Source organism: Flagellimonas marina (assembly GCF_042651185.1).
Taxonomy (GTDB): domain Bacteria; phylum Bacteroidota; class Bacteroidia; order Flavobacteriales; family Flavobacteriaceae; genus Flagellimonas; species Flagellimonas marina.
This window is the reverse complement of record NZ_JBHSCL010000003.1, coordinates 177685-196004: the sequence shown is the minus strand read 5'-3', so window position 1 is coordinate 196004 and position 18320 is coordinate 177685. Positions and strand designations below refer to the sequence as shown.

Annotated in this window: 17 protein-coding genes; 14 read left to right on the top strand and 3 right to left on the bottom strand. The window is 41.5% G+C overall.

The features are described from left to right. Position 1: 1 nt before the first annotated feature. The 3 genes from ACFOWS_RS03330 to ACFOWS_RS03320 are packed head-to-tail and all read right to left on the bottom strand — an operon-like array spanning position 2 to position 2605. The gene (locus ACFOWS_RS03330; protein WP_379762556.1) at positions 2–721 is read right to left on the bottom strand and encodes a hypothetical protein; all 720 of its coding nucleotides are present in this window, start codon (positions 719–721) and stop codon (positions 2–4) included. After that, the gene (locus tag ACFOWS_RS03325) at positions 718–1656 is read right to left on the bottom strand and encodes a hypothetical protein (RefSeq protein WP_379762555.1); all 939 of its coding nucleotides are present in this window, start codon (positions 1654–1656) and stop codon (positions 718–720) included. The genes ACFOWS_RS03330 and ACFOWS_RS03325 overlap by 4 nt, the downstream gene beginning before the upstream one ends. Next, on the bottom strand, positions 1646–2605 hold the full coding sequence (locus tag ACFOWS_RS03320; protein ID WP_379762554.1) for a stage II sporulation protein M: 960 nt from the start codon (positions 2603–2605) through the stop codon (positions 1646–1648). Before ACFOWS_RS03320 ends, ACFOWS_RS03325 begins: the two co-directional genes overlap by 11 nt. A 34-nt stretch (positions 2606–2639) precedes the next feature. On the opposite strand from ACFOWS_RS03320, the gene ACFOWS_RS03315 reads away from it, so the two are divergent. The 14 genes from ACFOWS_RS03315 (at position 2640) to ACFOWS_RS03250 (ending at position 18280) form a co-directional block, all read left to right on the top strand. Next, positions 2640–3365, top strand: a complete 726-nt coding sequence (locus ACFOWS_RS03315; RefSeq protein ID WP_379762553.1) for an RDD family protein — start codon at positions 2640–2642, stop codon at positions 3363–3365. Between the two features lie 3 nt (positions 3366–3368). Beyond that, entirely contained in the window at positions 3369–3989 is a 621-nt protein-coding gene (locus ACFOWS_RS03310) for a trimeric intracellular cation channel family protein (RefSeq protein ID WP_366587117.1), read from the top strand. 193 nt (positions 3990–4182) lie between these two features. Then, positions 4183–5328 carry a hypothetical protein gene (locus tag ACFOWS_RS03305; protein ID WP_366587115.1) on the top strand — a complete coding sequence of 382 codons (1146 nt, stop codon included), beginning with the start codon at positions 4183–4185 and terminating at the stop codon, positions 5326–5328. Positions 5329–5340: 12 nt separating this feature from the next. Further along, positions 5341–5826, top strand: a complete 486-nt coding sequence (locus tag ACFOWS_RS03300) for a hypothetical protein (RefSeq protein WP_379762552.1) — start codon at positions 5341–5343, stop codon at positions 5824–5826. Positions 5827–6084: 258 nt separating this feature from the next. After that, entirely contained in the window at positions 6085–6657 is a 573-nt protein-coding gene (locus tag ACFOWS_RS03295; RefSeq protein WP_379762551.1) for an RNA polymerase sigma factor, read from the top strand. Positions 6658–6843: 186 nt separating this feature from the next. After that, a complete protein-coding gene (locus ACFOWS_RS03290) occupies positions 6844–8007 on the top strand; it encodes a FecR family protein (protein WP_379762550.1) in 1164 nt (387 codons plus the stop codon). Positions 8008–8149: 142 nt separating this feature from the next. Next, a complete protein-coding gene (locus ACFOWS_RS03285; RefSeq protein WP_379762549.1) occupies positions 8150–11461 on the top strand; it encodes a TonB-dependent receptor in 3312 nt (1103 codons plus the stop codon). A gap of 10 nt (positions 11462–11471) precedes the next feature. After that, entirely contained in the window at positions 11472–13100 is a 1629-nt protein-coding gene (locus ACFOWS_RS03280) for a RagB/SusD family nutrient uptake outer membrane protein (protein ID WP_379762548.1), read from the top strand. Beyond that, positions 13078–13752 carry a YhcH/YjgK/YiaL family protein gene (locus ACFOWS_RS03275; protein WP_379762547.1) on the top strand — a complete coding sequence of 225 codons (675 nt, stop codon included), beginning with the start codon at positions 13078–13080 and terminating at the stop codon, positions 13750–13752. The genes ACFOWS_RS03280 and ACFOWS_RS03275 overlap by 23 nt, the downstream gene beginning before the upstream one ends. Before the next feature lie 44 nt (positions 13753–13796). Then, the gene (locus ACFOWS_RS03270) at positions 13797–14762 is read left to right on the top strand and encodes an RraA family protein (RefSeq protein ID WP_379762546.1); all 966 of its coding nucleotides are present in this window, start codon (positions 13797–13799) and stop codon (positions 14760–14762) included. A 7-nt stretch (positions 14763–14769) separates the two neighbouring features. After that, a complete protein-coding gene (locus ACFOWS_RS03265) occupies positions 14770–15270 on the top strand; it encodes a nuclear transport factor 2 family protein (RefSeq protein ID WP_379762545.1) in 501 nt (166 codons plus the stop codon). Between the two features lie 36 nt (positions 15271–15306). Next, positions 15307–16407, top strand: coding sequence for a bile acid:sodium symporter family protein (locus ACFOWS_RS03260; RefSeq protein ID WP_379762543.1), 1101 nt, complete (start codon positions 15307–15309; stop codon positions 16405–16407). A 133-nt stretch (positions 16408–16540) separates the two neighbouring features. Then, the gene (locus tag ACFOWS_RS03255) at positions 16541–17587 is read left to right on the top strand and encodes a PfkB family carbohydrate kinase (RefSeq protein ID WP_379762541.1); all 1047 of its coding nucleotides are present in this window, start codon (positions 16541–16543) and stop codon (positions 17585–17587) included. Positions 17588–17599: 12 nt separating this feature from the next. Continuing rightward, positions 17600–18280 (top strand): bifunctional 4-hydroxy-2-oxoglutarate aldolase/2-dehydro-3-deoxy-phosphogluconate aldolase, encoded by a 681-nt coding sequence (locus ACFOWS_RS03250; RefSeq protein ID WP_379762539.1) that lies wholly within the window; start codon positions 17600–17602, stop codon positions 18278–18280. Positions 18281–18320: the final 40 nt, after the last annotated feature.

The following is an 18320-nucleotide window of genomic DNA, read 5'->3' as shown; positions in this document are numbered from 1 at the left end:
GTCATCGCTGAATTAAATTGTTCAAAGTGGTAAATCGGGAACTTGTTTTGGCATACCCAACCTCGTCAATGGGTTGTTCCCCGTACCAAATATTCTCGTAGAGATAGGAGGCGTTTTTAAACGCCTCCTGAAGATTGCCGTGTTTTATTTCCCGTTCGTAATCCACATTGGTCTTTTCAAAATGCCATTCAATGAGGTTCTTTTGGGAAAGTAGTTTCAGGATTTTTAAAAATTGATATCGTACTGCAAGCCGGTAATCTTTGTTTGTTAAAGCTTCATTCATCAGGGAATCCAAATCCAAGGATTCAATATGTTGCTCGGATAAATCGATGTCAACAATGGACTTGGCTTTTTTGGTAAATAGGGCATTGAATTTTTCATTGACAAACACCCGAATCAGCAGGAAAATAACCAAGGCTCCCATAAGCCCATAAATAATATATTCAAGGATGAGCAGGGTCTGGGGAGAGATATCCAAACCAAAGGTTTCGCCCAAACTGTTCAATAGCCATCGGATAAAGCGGGCCAACAAGTTGGCCGATTCCCCGGTCTTTACCTCATAATTGAAATCATCGCCCGTGTATTTATCGCTGAGGTCTTCTTGAATTTCACGCTCAGTCAGGGCGGAGCCTTCATCTATGGGAATGGCAATGGAATCATTCTGGGCAAACGAAACCGAAACCCAAAGCAAAAAAAATATGATGAAATTTAATCTGATCACTGTTCGGATTGTCCTATTTGTTCAATTTTACTCCGTGTGTTGACATTATAGGTCTTCTCATGCAGGGTGTAGAAAAGAATTCCATTGATAAACTGTGACAAACATTGAGCATAAACCATTAAAATGAGCAATGCGCACAAACCAAGGGTATAGACAACTGTGGATACAATACCGCCTACATCCACATTATTTTCCACTACGTGGAAGGTGTAAATACCAATCAATATCCCCGGAATTATGAGCACAATAAACATGAGCAACCCATTAAGTAGGCCCAGAATGAAGTTGACCCCAACAGATTTCCAGAAGTTTTTGCTGACCAGATTCCACCCTTCGCCAAAAGCATCGGTTACACCTTTGTTTTCACTCAACATGCTGAAAAAGGAAACCCCAATCCATGCCGTCATAAAAAATTGGATGATATATTGTGCAAACATGCCCAGCAAAGGAATAAAGGCAAAAATTATGGAAGCAATAAAAAATAGAAGGTAGATCGGTATCAAGAGCAAGATAAAGACCACAGTGTTGCCAAGTTTTTCCTTGGTAAGGTTCCAAACTTCGGTTTTAGTGAAACCTGTGCCTTTATGCTCATCGTATTTGATCATATAAGAAGAACTGAGACTAAAGTTCAGTCCGGCAACCATTAGGAAAATCAGGAAAAAGAGAATTCCTCCGGCAATGATGTAGATCCAATAGGTCTCATCATCGGTTTGCCCAGCATCAATACCATATAAAGCTGAATTTGTTGATATCATACCAACAAAGCCACTCACCAATAAATAACTGGTAATCAGTAGGCCAATAAGGAAAATACCGTTGTAGCTGAGAAAAACATTGGTGAACTTTTTGATGTTCTGCTTTAAGAAATCAAAATACGCGGTGAGGATGTCACCGAAATCGCGATTGATTCGAAGTTCAATGTATTTATCTTTCATAAGATCGGTTTAGTAAGATTGGATATAGAATGTAATAATAGGCGATAAGAAATAACGACCCTCCAATAATCAAAAAGGCGAGCCAATCGGGCATTGAAGCATAACGTGTTATGAATCCCTCAATAAATCCGGCAATGATGAAAAAGGGAATGGTGCTCACCACCACTTTTAAACCATCTTTGGCCCCTTTCATAAAGGAAACCCGCCTGGAAAAAGTTTTGGGGAATAAAATACTGTTGCCCATAATGAGTCCAGCGCATCCAGCAATAATAATCACCGAAATTTCAATGGTGCCATGCAGCCAGATTTGTCGGTTGGCTTCAAAAAATACCCCTTTGGTGTAAAAAAATGTGATAAAAGCGCCTAGCATTACCCCATTGCTAAATAGAATGTAAGCTGTTCCAATACTTGTGATCACACCAAAAGCAAAAGCCAAAAAGGCTACGCGAATATTGTTGATGGTGATTCCCAAAAACGTACCCACTTCGCTTCCACTTTTGTAAATGGCTGTGGGTTCGCCATTGGCAATATTATTCAAGGTCTCATTTACATAGGCATCCCCCAGAATAAGACGCACAAACGAAGAGTCGTTCAAGGCTGAGATACAACCAATGGCCGAGGCCACGATAAAAATCAAAAAAGCTACAAGCAGTGTCTTGTGATAATGCCTGAAAAAAAGTGGAAATTCCCGTGCCCAAAACGAAACGATTCGGTTCCCCGATTCCTTTTTGTTCTTATAAATTTTTTGATGCGCTTGGGAAGCCAATGAGTTCAAGTACAATAAAGTCTTGCTTTCTGCGTAATACGTCTGTGCGTAGGCCAAATCGTTTGTGAGTTGGATGTAGCCATCCACAAGAGCATCTGGGTCGGTATGGTTACCAAATGATATTGCTTTTTCAAAAGCAATCCATTTTTCCTTATTTTGTTTCACAAAGGCAGCTTCGCGCATAAGTGGAAATTCCTAAAGCTAAAATTACGGTTATATGGGTAACCTCCAAATCAATACAACGCAAAATGTCAACTTAGATTATAAGATTGTCAGTATTGGTGAACGTATTGTGGCATTTTTAATAGATGGCTTCATTCTGTACATGTATGCCTTCTTGGTCAATCTTATTGGCGATGCCATCGGTTATGTGTACGAAGATGTCTGGACCCAACGCGGGTTGGTGGCTCTAATTTTTCTGCCCGCCATGTTCTATTCCCTTTTGATGCACAGCCTTTTTAATGGTCAGACGGTGGGCAAGATGTTGCTAAAAATGCGGGTAGTCCGTTTGGATGGTACCCCTGTGCATTGGAGCAATTTGTTGGTGAGATGGATGCTTCGCTTGGTGGATATCTGGATTTTTTTGGGTTCTATTGGAATCTTGAGTATTCTATTTTCAGAGAGAAGACAACGGGTGGGTGATGCCGCCGCAGGTACGGTGGTCATCAGTACTAAAAAGAAGACCAAAGTTTCGTACACCATTTTGGAAGAAATCAACGAAGAATATATACCGCAGTTTACCAATGTGACCTTACTGACAGATAAAGATGTCCGTTTGATTAAGGAAACCTTTTATATCGCCAAAAAAAGTGGGGATTTTAAAACCCTGACCGCGCTTCGAGTGAAGGTTGAGAGTATTCTCCAGACCAATTCAAAACTCTACGATGTTCCTTATTTGGATACCGTTTTGAAGGATTACAATTATTTCACCCAAAAAATGTAGACAATGCTTTACCAAATTATAGATATTTTGGGTACGGTGGCTTTTGCCATTTCAGGGGTTTTGGTGGCCATGGAAAAGAAATTGGATTTGTTCGGGGTGCTTATCATTGCTTTTGTAACGGCTATTGGTGGAGGAACCCTTCGCGATCTTCTCATTGGTAATACGCCAGTGACATGGATGATGGACATCACCTATATGATCACCATATTTATTGCAGTGGTTTTTGCGGTCATTTTTGTGAACCAGTTGAAATATGTAAGACGGTCATTATTTCTTTTTGATACAATTGGGATTGGTCTTTATACCATGGTAGGGGTAGAAAAAGGACTTCAGGCCGAATTATTGCCCGTTGTGTGCATTGCTTTGGGAACCATGACCGCATGTTTTGGGGGTGTAATCAGGGATATGCTGTGCAATGAAATTCCAATTATCTTTCGACGAACAGAAATTTATGCTACTACCTGTATTTTGGGAGGTGCAAGCTATTTTCTGCTTACGTGGCTTTCAGTACCTGAGAAATATGCTTATCTCTCCGCCATTGTTGTGGTTATCGTAATGAGGACTTTGGCCGTTCGGTTTGGGATACGATTGCCCAACATTTATAAACGAGAAGCACAGGGGTAAATAAATTCACTTTAGGTTAATCCATTTTTAACCTCATTAATCCTTTGTTAATCTTTTTTACCTCGCTGTTAGTCCACAGGTGTGATTTATAGCTATACTTTGGCCTCCAAGTTTAGCAATCTTCATGAAGTATGTAATATAAAGGCCGCTCTCATGGGGTCGGCCTTCTTTTAGAACAACCAATCACATCAAAATGAAATCTCAAAGAACACTTTATCTATTAATTTTTATTGCAGTCATCTTTTTAGGAATCAGTACCTCCAATGCACAAGGTTGTGTGGCCATTCGTCATTTTTCATCTTGCGTAGGGAACACTTTGGAAAGCAATCTTTTGGGTCCGGGTGACATTCAAATTGGCTCCAATTATCGTTATTTTAAATCATTCCGACACTTTAGGGGCACCCATGAAGAACCGGATAGGGTTGCCAATGGGTCTGAGGTTATTAACCATAATCATTCGTGGGATTTCTTCCTGACCTATGGAATAACCGATCGGTTATATACCAGTATCACCATTCCTACGGTGATTAATACGCGGTCTTCGCTTTATGAGCATGGTCGCGAAGAACGAAATGTTACCTATTCACGTGGTTTGGCTGATATCCGAGTTGGAGTGGGCTATTGGCTTTTTGATTTGGAAAAACATCAAAATGGAAACTTGGCCGTTGGCTTAGGTCTAAAACTTCCCACAGGAAATTGGAATGCTTCCGACATTTTTTACAATGTAGGTCCAGAAGGAGGCCCACAAGTAAGGCCGGTTGACCAAAGTATCCAGCCAGGAGATGGAGGCTTTGGAATAACCGTTGATTTTCAATTTTACCAAAAAATAGCCGAGAAATTGTTCGCTTACGGGGGTGGATTTTATTTGATCAACCCAAGGGAAACCAACGGAACAAGAACCTTTAGGGAAACCTTGAGTCCAATTCTTCAGAACGAGGCCATCATGGCCGTTCCGGACCAGTTTTCTGTTCGCGCGGGTGTTAGTCAAAGTTTCTCAAATACAATTTCTGGTTCATTGGGCGCGAGATATGAAGGTGTTCCCGTTAAGGACCTTATTGGAGGCAATGAAGGATTTAGAAGACCTGGGAATGTTTTGTCCATAGACCCTGGGATTGCCTTTATAAAGGATAATTTTTCAATCAACTTGAACGTACCTTTCGCTGTTCGAAGAGATCGCCCACAAAGTGTTACGGATAAACAAACGGAAGAAGCTACTGGTAACCCAAGAAACGGGGACGCAGCTTTTGCAGATTATCTCATTAATCTTGGGGTTTCTTTTCGCTTTCCCAATAAAAAAGTAAAAGTGGACCCAGAGCTAATGAACCAATTTAGCAACTAATTCATTGCAGGTATGAAACAGCCCGCCAGAAACAGCCTTCTAGCAATTTCCATTGGACTGGTTTATCTATGGTTTGGGGCCTTAAAATTTTTTCCAGATCTAAGTCCGGCCGAAGAATTGGCCAAGAGTACGGTACATGTTTTAACGTTCGGATTGATCCCAGATGGTGTCGCCCTTATTCTTCTGGCGCTTTGGGAAACATGGATTGGGATTTTTTTGGTGTTCAATGTTGCGCGAAAAACAGTCGTATTCATGGCTTTGGTGCATATCATTTTCACATTTACCCCGCTTGTATTTTTTCCAGATCAAGTGTTCAGCGGTGGAATGCCTTTCTTGACATTGTTAGGGCAGTATATTATCAAGAACTTGATTATCATAGCTGCCCTATTTTCAATGCTCAATGTGGATTTAGAATCCATTAAGTTCAAATTAAAAAGACTTCAACATCCCTTATCTAGTGTAATTCTGAAGCTTGGTTCTAGCCATAAAGAATCCTAAAAAAAAAGTATTGTACTGATTTATAAATTCTATTTTCGATTCTGTTACAACAGAACAGATTTTGGCTTATTCTTAAAATTAGTGAAACTTTCGGGAGTGATAAAGAAAGTTTATCACTGAGTTGATATTACGTAATTAAACTGTTCGAAATCGATTTCGTAAATAATTTTAATATCACAAGAAAGTAGGAATATTATTATCAAATTGTTGTTTATAAAATAAAATATTTAGATTTATGGTAATATCAACCAAAAACCAATGCCAGAAAACGACCAAGAGTTGCTCTCTCGTCTTAAAAAAGGCGATGTGCTTGCATATGAGGAAATCTACTCTAAATATGCAGAAAGACTCTTTTTTTATGCGATGAATATTTTTAAACAGCAAGAGCTTTGTGAAGATATTCTTCAAAACGTTTTTGTTCATCTGTGGGAAAAAAGAAAAGAGCATAACATTACGCACCTTAAAGCCTACTTACATCAAGCGGTAAAATTTCAAATTTTTAAAATGCTTCGAAATCAACGCTTCACCCATGAGGATTTAACACGCTTGAATATAGTTGATGCCTCTTTGAATGCTTCCCGAAAAATGGAATTTGATGAATTGGAATCATTGGTAAAAAACTTGGTAAACAACCTTAGTCCTAGGTGTAGGGAGATTTTTATTATGAGCAGATTTGAAGAAAAGTCAAATAAGCAGATTGCAGAAGAACTGGGTCTATCCATACAATCAGTTAAGAATCAAATAAGCAAGGCGCTCAAATTATTAAAAGAACAAATCTCTCCCGAGCAGTTGGCCATATACCAGTTTATACTTTTTATTTTCTTCATTTAACCGCATACTCTCTTTTCCGTTTTGTAACATCGTTGGTTGTCAATATGACTTTCTATGAGCATTAATATTACTATTACTTTAATTATTTATATAAAAAAATGATGAATAATTAAAAAAGGATAGGTACTTTTTCGAATGTTTTGGTACTAAGGTACTATATGGGCAATCCCAGATAAGTACAACTACATGAAATACCTTAATAAAAAGCAAGCTAAGAGCTTATTTAAAAAGTACCTTAAAGGACAATGTACTCCCGAAGAGGAAGAGCTTTTGGAAAGCTTTTTACAGTCGTATCAAGATGATTCTAATATCTGGTCCGATCTGGATTTTAATGAAGCCATAAAGGAAAGGGTTTGGGAAAAGTTGAAAAACCAAGCTGTTCCAGAGCGTAAATCTACGGTGAGAAAGATCTACTCCGGTTCTTGGATCAAATATGCTGCCGTTGTTATTGGGTTGACTGTTGCTCTGATTTCCTACTTTAATTACAATGACATAGATGGGGAACTACTAAAAATTGACGAAGAAATGATTGTTCTGCAAACCGGTGATGGGAAGAATAATCTAAACGAAAATGCAGCTGGAGAAATAACTAATGAATCAGGAAAGGTCATTGCCTCCCAACGTAAGGGGGTTCTTAGCTACAAAAAGGACAGTACACTCAAAGAACTTGTGTATAACGAAATAAAGGTGCCTAGGGGAAAGACCTTTAAGCTGATTCTTTCAGATGGAACTTGGGTTCATCTAAATGCAGGTACAAGTTTGCGATTTCCAGTCAATTTTTTACCTGATGCAAACAGGGAGGTGTTTTTGCTTGGAGAAGCCTATTTTGAAGTGGCCAGAGATGAACAGTCCCCTTTTATTGTCCAAGCCAATGACATGGAGGTTGAGGTACTGGGCACACATTTTAATGTGAGCTCTTATGAGGGCTCTAATCATCACACTGTTTTGGTAGAAGGAAGTGTTCAAGTGAACAATAAAATTGCCAAGACCCTCAATTTTGAACCTCTGGTAATAAAGCCAGGGCAAAAGGCCTCTTTGGTTCCTGAAGGATTGAATATAAACGAGGTAGATGTTAAGGATTATATTGGTTGGACACAGGACCTGCTCATTTTCAATGATGATTCATTTACGGAGATCATACAAAAAATTGAACGGAGATATAATGTTGAGGTAGAAAACAACTATTCAGAGTTGAACGATTCTCGCTTTCATGGCAAGTTTAGTGAAGAGTCTATCATAGACTTAATGAACACGTTTAAGGAAAGTGCAAATTTTGATTACCTGATCAACGATGGAAAAATAATAATAAACAAAAAAGAGAATGCCTATGGTGATATGAACAAAAACTAAAAATCGGGAAGTGGTGCAACACTTCCCGACAAGGATTGATTTTAATAGAAATGTTACTAACTAATCAAAACCATTCAAAATTATGCAAAAAATAGATTGGTTTCCAGACTTTCTGGGAAATATTCTTAATAAGAACCGAACTATGAAGCTCTCATTTCTTCTTTTGGTATGTGCTTTGCTAAATGTACAAGCAAACTCATTCTCCCAAAATACCAAAATAGATTTAGAAGTAGAAAATGAGACCATTCAAAACGTACTTGAGGAAATAGAATCCAAAAGTAATTTTACATTTTTTTACAGAAGCGGAGAAATTAATGAAGGTAGGACTGTTTCCCTCAAGGTGAGGAACAAACCTATTTCTGAAATACTAGACCTTATTTTTAAAGGGCAATACGTGAGTTACTCCATGGTCAAGAACCAAATTGTGCTAAAAAGGGGAGGCCCACCCATTAAAAAAATTCCAGTTCAAGAAAAGATCTCCAATGATTTGCTGTTGGATGCAAAAATTGTTCAGCAAACTGTTACTGGTACTATTGTGGACAATCAAGGAATTCCTATACCCGGGGCCAACGTTGTTGAAAAGAACACAACGAATGGAACGGCCGCAGATTTCGATGGCAATTACTCCTTGCAAATCTCAGGACCCGAATCAATATTAGTGTTCACTTCCATAGGATACGCCAGTCAAGAGATTCCCGTTGGAGTATCAACCACTATTGATGTTGTAATGCAGGAAGATTCCCAAGCCTTGGATGAAGTTGTGGTTGTGGGGTATGGAACACAAAAACGTAGAGACGTTACTGGTTCGGTTGCTTCTGTAAGCACCGAAGATATAGCCGATATTCCCATGACATCCATTGAAGGAGGGATAGTTGGACGTATACCCGGATTGGATGTGGTGCCCTCTGGGGCAGGACCTGGAGCTTCTACCCAAATACAGCTGAGAGGCCAGCGCTCTTTTACAGCAACCAACGATCCATTGATTATATTGGATGGGTCACCTTATTATGGAACTTTGAATGACATCAACCCTTATGATATTGAGAGCGTGGATGTATTGAAAGATGCTTCATCCACAGCAATTTATGGGGCAAGGGGGGCCAATGGTGTAATTATCATTACAACCAAACGAGGTGCCACTGGAGCGCCAAGGTTTATTTTTGAAAGTTATGGAGGTCCCATTATGGCCTATGGAACCATTCCCTATGCCAATGGTCCACAATATGCCGAGATTGCAAGAGAAGCATACAGGGCAATTGGGGATTATCCTGAAGGTGGAACCAGCGCAGAGTTTGATGAAATTATATTCGATGAAATAGAAATAGAGAGTCTTAGGCAAGGAGGCAATGGTCTAAACTATCAAGATTTACTATACGAACATGGGTTTCAGCAGAAACACCAGTTAACCGTGAGCGGTGGGTCTGAAAAGGTAAAATATAATTTTTCAGGAAGCTATTTCCAGCAAGATGGAATAATTCCTGGCGAAAACTTTGACCGATACAGCATGCGGACAAATTTGGATTTTACTTTTTCACCTATCTTCAGTGGGGGAGCATCAATTTTACTTAATCACTCCTACAATAAAAGGAAGTCCAGCGCAGCATTGTTCCAAGCATTTCAGTCAAGTCCGCTGGGTAAGTTGTACGAGGATGATGGAACTCCAAGATTTACAGCTACTGCAGATGGTTTATTGTTGAATCCATTGGCAGATTATATATATGACTCCTACCGATGGGACAATAAAAGTTGGGGAGCTATTTTAAACGTATTTGGGGAAGCGAAGATAACTCCAGATTTAACGTATAGGTTAAATCTTGGGACAAACTTCAAATTAAGGACCATAAAAGAATCGGCAGGGTTTTATTCACTTGCTAGAAACCTTGGTACGGCAACGGCTCAGGTAGATAATACTGTAGATAACCTGTTGTTATACGAAAGTATACTTACCTATAATAAGCAGTTCAATGAAAAACACCAATTAACCGTAACTGCAATACAAGGAGTCCAAACCACCAGATTAGAGACTAGTGACGCCGGGGTGAGTGATCTTCCGTATGAGGAATCTAGATACCATAATTTGGGCAGTGCTACTTTGGTGAATTCGGTTGGATCAAATTTGATAGAAACCAATCTATTGTCCTATGCAGGTAGAATATTTTATGGATATGACAGCAAGTATCTATTGACCTTGTCCCTCCGGGCAGACGGAGCATCCCAATTTTCACCGAACCATAAATGGGGATACTTTCCTTCGGCAGCATTTGCCTACAGGATATCAGATGAGGGGTTTATGAAAAGCACTGAAAATTGGTTGGATGATTTGAAGTTGAGGTTGAGTTATGGTGTTACTGGTAACCAAGGGATTAGCCCTTACCAAACCCAAGGTGGTGCTGATAGGAGTGCTTATTCGTGGAATGAGTCACCAGGCTTTGGGTATTATCCCACAGAATTGGAAAATAGAAACCTAAAATGGGAAACCACGGCTGTTTATAACTTTGGGGTTGATTTCAGGCTCTTCGGGGGCAGGCTCTCAGGAAGTGTTGATATGTACAATACAAACACCTACGACCTCCTTATGTTCCGAAAACTCCCAATTACCTCGGGGTATGACCAAGTACTTCAAAATGTTGGGAAAACAAAGAACAAAGGTTTTGAACTTTCCTTGAATTCCGTGAATATATCAACTGAGGAATTTAGTTGGAGAACGGACTTGACATTCTTCCGAAACAATACCGAAATAGATGAACTTTATAACGGTAAAGTTGATGATATAGGCAATAGATGGTTCATAGGTGAGCCTATAGAAGTTTTTTATGACTTTAAAAAGATTGGTATATGGCAACAAAATGAAAGTGCAGAGGCCGCAAGCTATGGTCAGGAGCCTGGCCAAATAAAAGTTTTGGATGTTGATAATGACGGCGCCATTACCGATGCGGACAGAATGGTGTTGGGAAGTCCTCAGCCAGATTTTGTGAGCAACATTACAAATACCTTCAATTACAAGAACTTTGACCTTTCTTTTCAGACCTATATACGTTGGGGGGGTATGTCCTCAATAGGCCCTTTTGCACCTTTTTCCAAGAAGCGTTACAATAAGTTGGTTTTTGATTATTGGACACCTACAAATCCAACCAATAATTACCCGAGACCCAATCAATTGTATGAAGGAAGTGGTTTGTACGGAAGTACGCTAACCTACAGGGACGCGAGCTTGATAAGTCTTAGACAGATTTCTCTAGGATACCGTTTCCCGGCCTCGTTGATTGAGAAAACACCCCTTTCTGGGTTGAGACTCTATTTGTCCGGTGAGAATTTGGCGTACTGGACAAAATCCGAAATGCGGGATTTTAACATGAAACCCGATTTGACCGGAGATGTTGTTGATGGAACAAGGACAATATCCTCTTATCCTGCTACAAGAACAGTTATTCTCGGTCTAAACATTCAATTCTAAAAATATAGTTATGAAAAGACATATAAATATAGTTCTGTTCGTTGTGATTACTGCAATTATAGGTAGTTGTTCTAGTGATTTTCTCGATGAAGAGAAAATTGTATCACCACCCATCAATTCATACTTCACAACCGAGAAGGGATTTAATGACCTTGTCAATTCCAATTATACATTCACACGGACTCTGTTCGCTGGTGGAAACAATTTTGCACCATTAGTGTTTTTCGGAACTGACCTCTGGACCAATGGATCAGATGGAACATTCATTGAGTTTAATGCTTATAACTCTGGAATACAGCCGGCCAATCCAGTGCTTTGGAATTTATGGTCTCCATTTTATCAAGGGATCGCGGCCTGCAATGCCGCTATTTCAAGAGCGGGAGCTGTGGAGGAAATGCCTGAAAGTGCGGTCAATCAAAAAGTTGCTGAGTCCTATTTTTTAAGGGCCTGGTACTACCATATTTTGGTGATGCACTTTGGTGGATTGCCTTTGGTGACAGAAGAAGTTACTGATGTGGTAACAACGGCTACAAGGGCTTCGGAAGCTGAGGTGTACAATCAGATTGTACAGGATTTATTGTTTGCAGAGCAACATTTACCTGATACACAAGATGATTTTGGTCGAGTCACTAGGCCCGCCGCCCAGGCTTTGCTGGCTAGAGTGTACCTTACTTTGAACCAGAATGATATGGCTGCAGAATATGCGGAAAAAGTAATCAATGATTATGGTTTTTCACTGCTCGATGATTATTCACGTCTGTGGGACGTAGATAATAGAGTGAACTCTGAAGTGATTTGGTCTATTCAATTCTCTCAGGATGAAAGACTTAATGGAAGTGGAAATGCCTATTTCCTATACTTTACACCCAGGTACGATCTTCAGCCCGGAATGACTAGGGCCCTAGAGAATGACCGACCTTGGCCTCGTTTTGTAGCAACCCGATACTATTTTGACCTTTTGGCTTCCAACCGTGAAAACGACTCAAGATTTGCTAAGTCTTGGAAGACAGCTTGGATAGCAAATAATGAGTCCACTCTTGTTGGCAATATACAAATTGGAGATACTGCTTTTATTTACGTTCCTTGGGATATTCCAGATATTGAAGAAGCTGAACTGGAGCAGAAATACGGTGTTTTTGATATCAATGATTTATATGATGGTGAAAATCCAACTGGTTCTAGAGAGCTTTTTCCGCATATGCGAAAATACAAAGACCCATTAAGACCATCCATAAATAGTGGAGTTGGAACCAAGAACGTAATAGAAATACGTTTGGCGGAAATGTACTTGATTGCTGCAGAGGCACAGATGAAGGAAGGAAACCTGCCCGAAGCGGTCGACCATATCAATACGATTAGGCATCGAGCTGCATGGCCAGGGAAAGAGGTTGATATGGAGATAACAGAGGCTGATTTGGATATTGACTTTATCCTAGATGAAAGGGCATTGGAATTGGGAGCAGAAAGGTTAAGATGGGCCGATTTGAAGCGGACTGGAAAACTCATTGAAAGAGTTCAATTATACAACACTCTCGGGAGAGACAATGTTGAGCAAAAACACCTGCTCCGACCTATTCCGAGTAACATGATAGATCGACTTACCAATCGGGAAGAATTTGAACAAAATCCTGGGTACTAACCTTTACAGTAGATCTATTATGATGAATTTAATGGAACCCTTTGCAAAAAGGGTTCCAATACTCATCCTGTTTTTTTTGTGTTCCATAGGAACAAATTCACAGAGTATTGGGACCCCATGCAATAAGGAAAATGTATCTGATTGGTACAAGAGCAAGGTATGGTTGGGCGGCTTACAGTTAAAGCCCCATAAATCAATTGATCAAGAAGAACTGGCCCGCCAGTATTGTGAAAACTCCACTTGGTGGGACCAAGCATTTGAGTTCTTGAATTCGCACAATCTTGAGGACCTGGAAACAGGGAGGTATATCATTGATGAAGGAAATGTTATGGTTTATGTTTCAGAAGGGCCTACAAAAGATATTGATGAAATAGAATGGGAGACCCACCAGAATTTTAATGATCTACAGTATGTGGTAAAGGGCAAGGCAGGTATGGGTGTTGCTTCCTTGAACAATGCAGAATACAGCTCAACTGTGGCATACAATCCAAAAAGGGATGTAGAAAACTACAATGTGGAGAATGGGAAATTTTATGTGGCAAAACCAGGTAGGTTCTTCATTTTTTCACCAAGAGATATTCATCGCCCTGCCTTTAGGAAAAAGGGTCATGACACAATAAAGAAGATTTTGATCAAAGTAAGGGTTCCATAAAACCAAGAAATAAACATATTAAGATATTAATTAAAACAAATATTATGAAAAGAGTATTTATATCATGTATTGCTATTGTATGCACTGTATTTGGATTGCAATCACAAAATGTAGTTTGGCAACCAGAAACGATAAAAGCGTTGACTTCTGAATGGGAAGGTGAACGAACATCAGATGGTAGGCCCAAAGTATCAGATGAGTTACTGGAGAGACTCAAGGCGCTGTCCATGGAAGAAGTTTGGGGTACTCTAAGAAGAAATGGGTACAATAATCAATTTGAAAATTTTGCCAGCCCTTATGAGAATGGCTGGGAAATTTTACATCCAGATCAGGTCATGACAGGTCGTGTAGTAACTGCTCAGTTCATGCCTCTCCGAAATGATTTTAATAATTATATCCAAGAACAGGCAGAGAAGGAGGGGACCAAAACCCCGGTAACCAATTATGCGCCTATTCTAAAGTTAATGGATGGTGACGTGTATGTGGCAGATAGTTATGGTAAAATGGTTGATGGAACTTTGATAGGTGACAATTTGGGTAATGCAATCTATAAGGCTGGTAAGCGAGGGGTTATATTCAATGGATCGGTTCGAGATGTTGAAGGTCTTTCCCAAATTAAAGGATTCAATGCATGGATTCGCGGTTCTGATCCATCTGCTATCAAAGAAATGATGATAGAATCAGTGAATGGTCCAATTCGTATCGGTAGAGTAACCGTCTTACCTGGTGATGTGGTATTGGCTAAGTCCACAGGGGTAAGTTTTATTCCACCACATTTAGTCCAAAAGGTCGTTATTTCTGGTGAATTTACCGCACTTCAAGATGAGTTCAATAGATTTTGCATGCGTACCAATAAATATGAGTATGTCAATGAAAGATTTGTTGTGGACGATGAAGTTTTCGAAAAGGATTTTAAGGAGTGGTTAGACAAATATCCAAATCTACCCATGTCTAAATCCGAACTGGATACTTTTTTGAAAGAGAGGGAAGAAAGAAGAAATGATGGATAATTGCTCTATGGAAACTGTCAATGGGATAAAATATCAAATAATCATTTGTCTGGTATTTGTTGCTGTATCCTGTAACACAAAACTGGAAAAGCAAGAAACCGTTAATGCGAGCAGTACCAATGTGGTCCAAAAATTTTCAGTTTCTGAAGAGGATGTTAAAAAAGTAGTAATTAAGTTCAACAACGCCATGGTAAATGCAGATAGTATCCAATTGGTTGATTTAACCTCAGATGATCTGACCTACGGACACTCAAGTGGACTTGTACAGAACAAGAGGGAGTTTATTGACGATGTGGTCCACGGGCCGTTCAATTTTTCCATGATCAACAATCCATTGCAAAGTGTTCATTTGTTTGATGACACGGCAATCGTAAGACATGTTTTTGAAGCAAAGGCAACCAATAATGGAGAGCTTGTTGACATTCGCATTGGTAACATTCAAGTGTACAAGCAAAATGAAGAAGGAAAATGGCAATTACTGGCACGTCAAGCATACAAATTGCAATAATAACTTCTGTGGTGAACTAATTTATAACTATATATTTTGAGTAAAATTAACATACATAGTATTTCATTGGCGCTTGCCGGGCTGATATTGTCTGCATTTGTACTTATGGCGTGGACTGGTAACCTAGATAGGGCCGGACTCCTGCTGACCGGGTTTTTTGTGTTGCTCGCTATTGGTTTCAGCGGATATAGGGAATTTAAGGGGTACATATTTGCCGCAATGATTTTTGCCGGGGTTGTGCTCGCCCTATACTGGCCACAGTATTTTGTGAAGATTGGTAATTTTAAGCTTACCGTACTGATCATACCCTTGATTCAGATCATTATGTTTGGTATGGGCACCTCAATGAGCATCAAGGATTTTGCGGAGATTATAAAATCTCCAAAAGGTGTCCTTGTGGGAGTTTCGGCCCAGCTGGCCATAATGCCCTTGGTGGGGTTTGCCCTTGCTGATGTAAGTGGACTCCCCCCAGAGATTGCAGCAGGAATCGTGTTAATAGGCTGTTCCCCCAGTGGCGTAGCTTCAAACGTAATGGCATATTTGGCAAAGGCGAACCTGGCCCTTTCCATTACCATAACATCCATAGCTACACTATTGGCACCCTTTGTTACTCCGTTATTGATGAAACTATTGGCTGGGCAGTTCGTGGAGATTGAGGTGCTCGCTATGATGTGGAGCATCATCAAGATGATCATACTGCCCATTGGGGCCGGTCTCTTGTTCAACCACCTGCTGCATGGCCGTACAAAGTGGCTGGACAAGGTCATGCCCTTGATATCAATGTTGGCCATAGGTTTGATAATAATCGTAATTACGGCCGCTGGCCGTGACAGTCTGTTAGATATTGGGGGATTGTTATTGCTGCTTGTCCTCGCTCATAACCTTTTTGGATACTTTCTAGGATATTGTTTTGCACGTTTGGTGGGGATGGATGAGCGTGATGCCCGCACTATATCCATAGAAGTGGGCATGCAGAACGGCGGACTTGCCTCGGGAATTGCCAATACGTTGGGAAAAATAGCTACCATGGGACTTGCACCTGCAGTTTTTGGACCGCTGATGAACATTACGGGCTCCATACTGGCATCTTATTGGCATAAAAAAGTTCCAAATGATGATTTAATCAATAAAGAATAAAGAAAATAGTTGTTGTGTTAGTTTAGTTATCCAGTGAAGAACGTACTGCATTTTAGGTGCGTTCTTCTTTTTTATCCATGAAATTTTTAATTGGATTCTTAAATCGATTTTAACTATAAAAAATAGAATAGAAATGAATAAAGTAGTGACCTTCGGAGAGATCATGCTACGCTTGGCCCCTCCAGGATTTTTAAGGTTCTCGCAGGCGAACAGTTTTGATGTGGTGTACGGTGGTGGGGAGTCCAATGTGGCGGTCTCCCTGGCCAATTATGGGGTCCCGGTGGACTTTGTGACCCGTCTGCCGAAGAACGATATCGGGGAATGTGCCCTGATGGAGATGCGCAAGCGGGGCGTGGGCACGGACCGGATAGTGTTCGGGGGCGACCGTCTGGGCATCTATTTTCTGGAGACCGGTGCGGTGAGCCGTGGGAGCAAGGTTGTCTACGACAGGGCCCATTCGGCCATGGCGGAGATCGCCCCGGGAATGATCGATTGGAAGAAGGTCTTTGGGGGGGCGCAGTGGTTCCATTGGACGGGGATTACACCTGCCATCTCACAGGGAGCTGCCGATGCTTGCATAGAGGCCGTTAAGGTGGCCCGAAAGATGGGCGTTACCATATCAACGGACCTGAACTACAGGGCCAAGCTCTGGAAGTACTGCGATGATGCCAAACGGGAGGAGATCATGTCCGAGCTGACCTCACATTGCGACATTGTCCTGGGCAACGAGGAGGACGCGGAGAAGCATTTCGGCATCAAGCCCGAGGGGCTCGATATCACCACCCAGGGCGAGCACGTGAAGGCCGAGGCCTTTCTATCGGTGTGCAAACAGATGATGGAGAGGTTCCCCAATGCCAAGAAGGTGATCACCACCCTCAGGGGATCGCTGTCGGCCTCACACAACACCTGGGCGGGCGTACTCTATGATGGAAAGGAGCTATACAAGTCAAGGGAGTACCAGATAACCCATATCGTTGACCGTGTGGGCGGAGGTGATTCCTTTATGGGCGGGCTGATCTATGGGTTGATAAAGTACCCGGGGGACGACCAGAACGCACTGGACTTTGCGGTGGCGGCCTCTTGCTTGAAACACACCATAAAGGGCGACGCCAATCTGGTGAGCGTGGATGAAGTGGAAAAATTGATGGGGGGCGACGCCTCTGGAAGGGTATCACGATAAAAACGGAAGAAAATGGCAAGATATACACGGATTGAAGTAATTAATGCAATGATGGGAACGGGAATGGTGCCCTTGTTCTACCACCCCGATGTCGGGGTGGGAAAGAAGGTGCTGAGGGCCTGTTACGATGGCGGTGCCCGGCTGATGGAGTTCACCTCCCGGGGCGACTTCGCCCATGAGGTGTTCACGGAGCTCAACAGATATGCGCTAAAGGAACTCCCGGGGATGATGATGGGGGTGGGCTCGGTGACCGATGCGGCTTCGGCCTCGCTCTACATGCAGTTGGGGGCGAACTTTGTGGTGACGGCCTCGTTGAGGGAGGACGTGGCGGTTGTCTGCAACCGCAGGAAGGTTCCCTATAGCCCGGGCTGTGGCTCGTTGACGGAAATAGCAAGGGCGGAGGAACTGGGCTGCGAGATCGTGAAGCTTTTCCCCGGCTCAACCTACGGTCCCGGATTCGTGAAGGCCATAAAGGGCCCACAGCCATGGACGAGCATCATGCCCACTGGGGGTGTGAGCACCGATGGGGACAACCTGAAGGGCTGGTTCGATGCAGGGGTGGCCTGTGTTGGACTGGGCTCGCAACTTATCAGCAAGGAAACCATCCAAAATGGGGATTTCAAAGGGTTGGAGAACAATGTGCGCAAGACATTGGCCTTGATAGCCAAGATTAAAACAAGTGATACCAAATAGAGCAATCTTTTTACGAGCCCATAACCTCCAAAATCCTTTT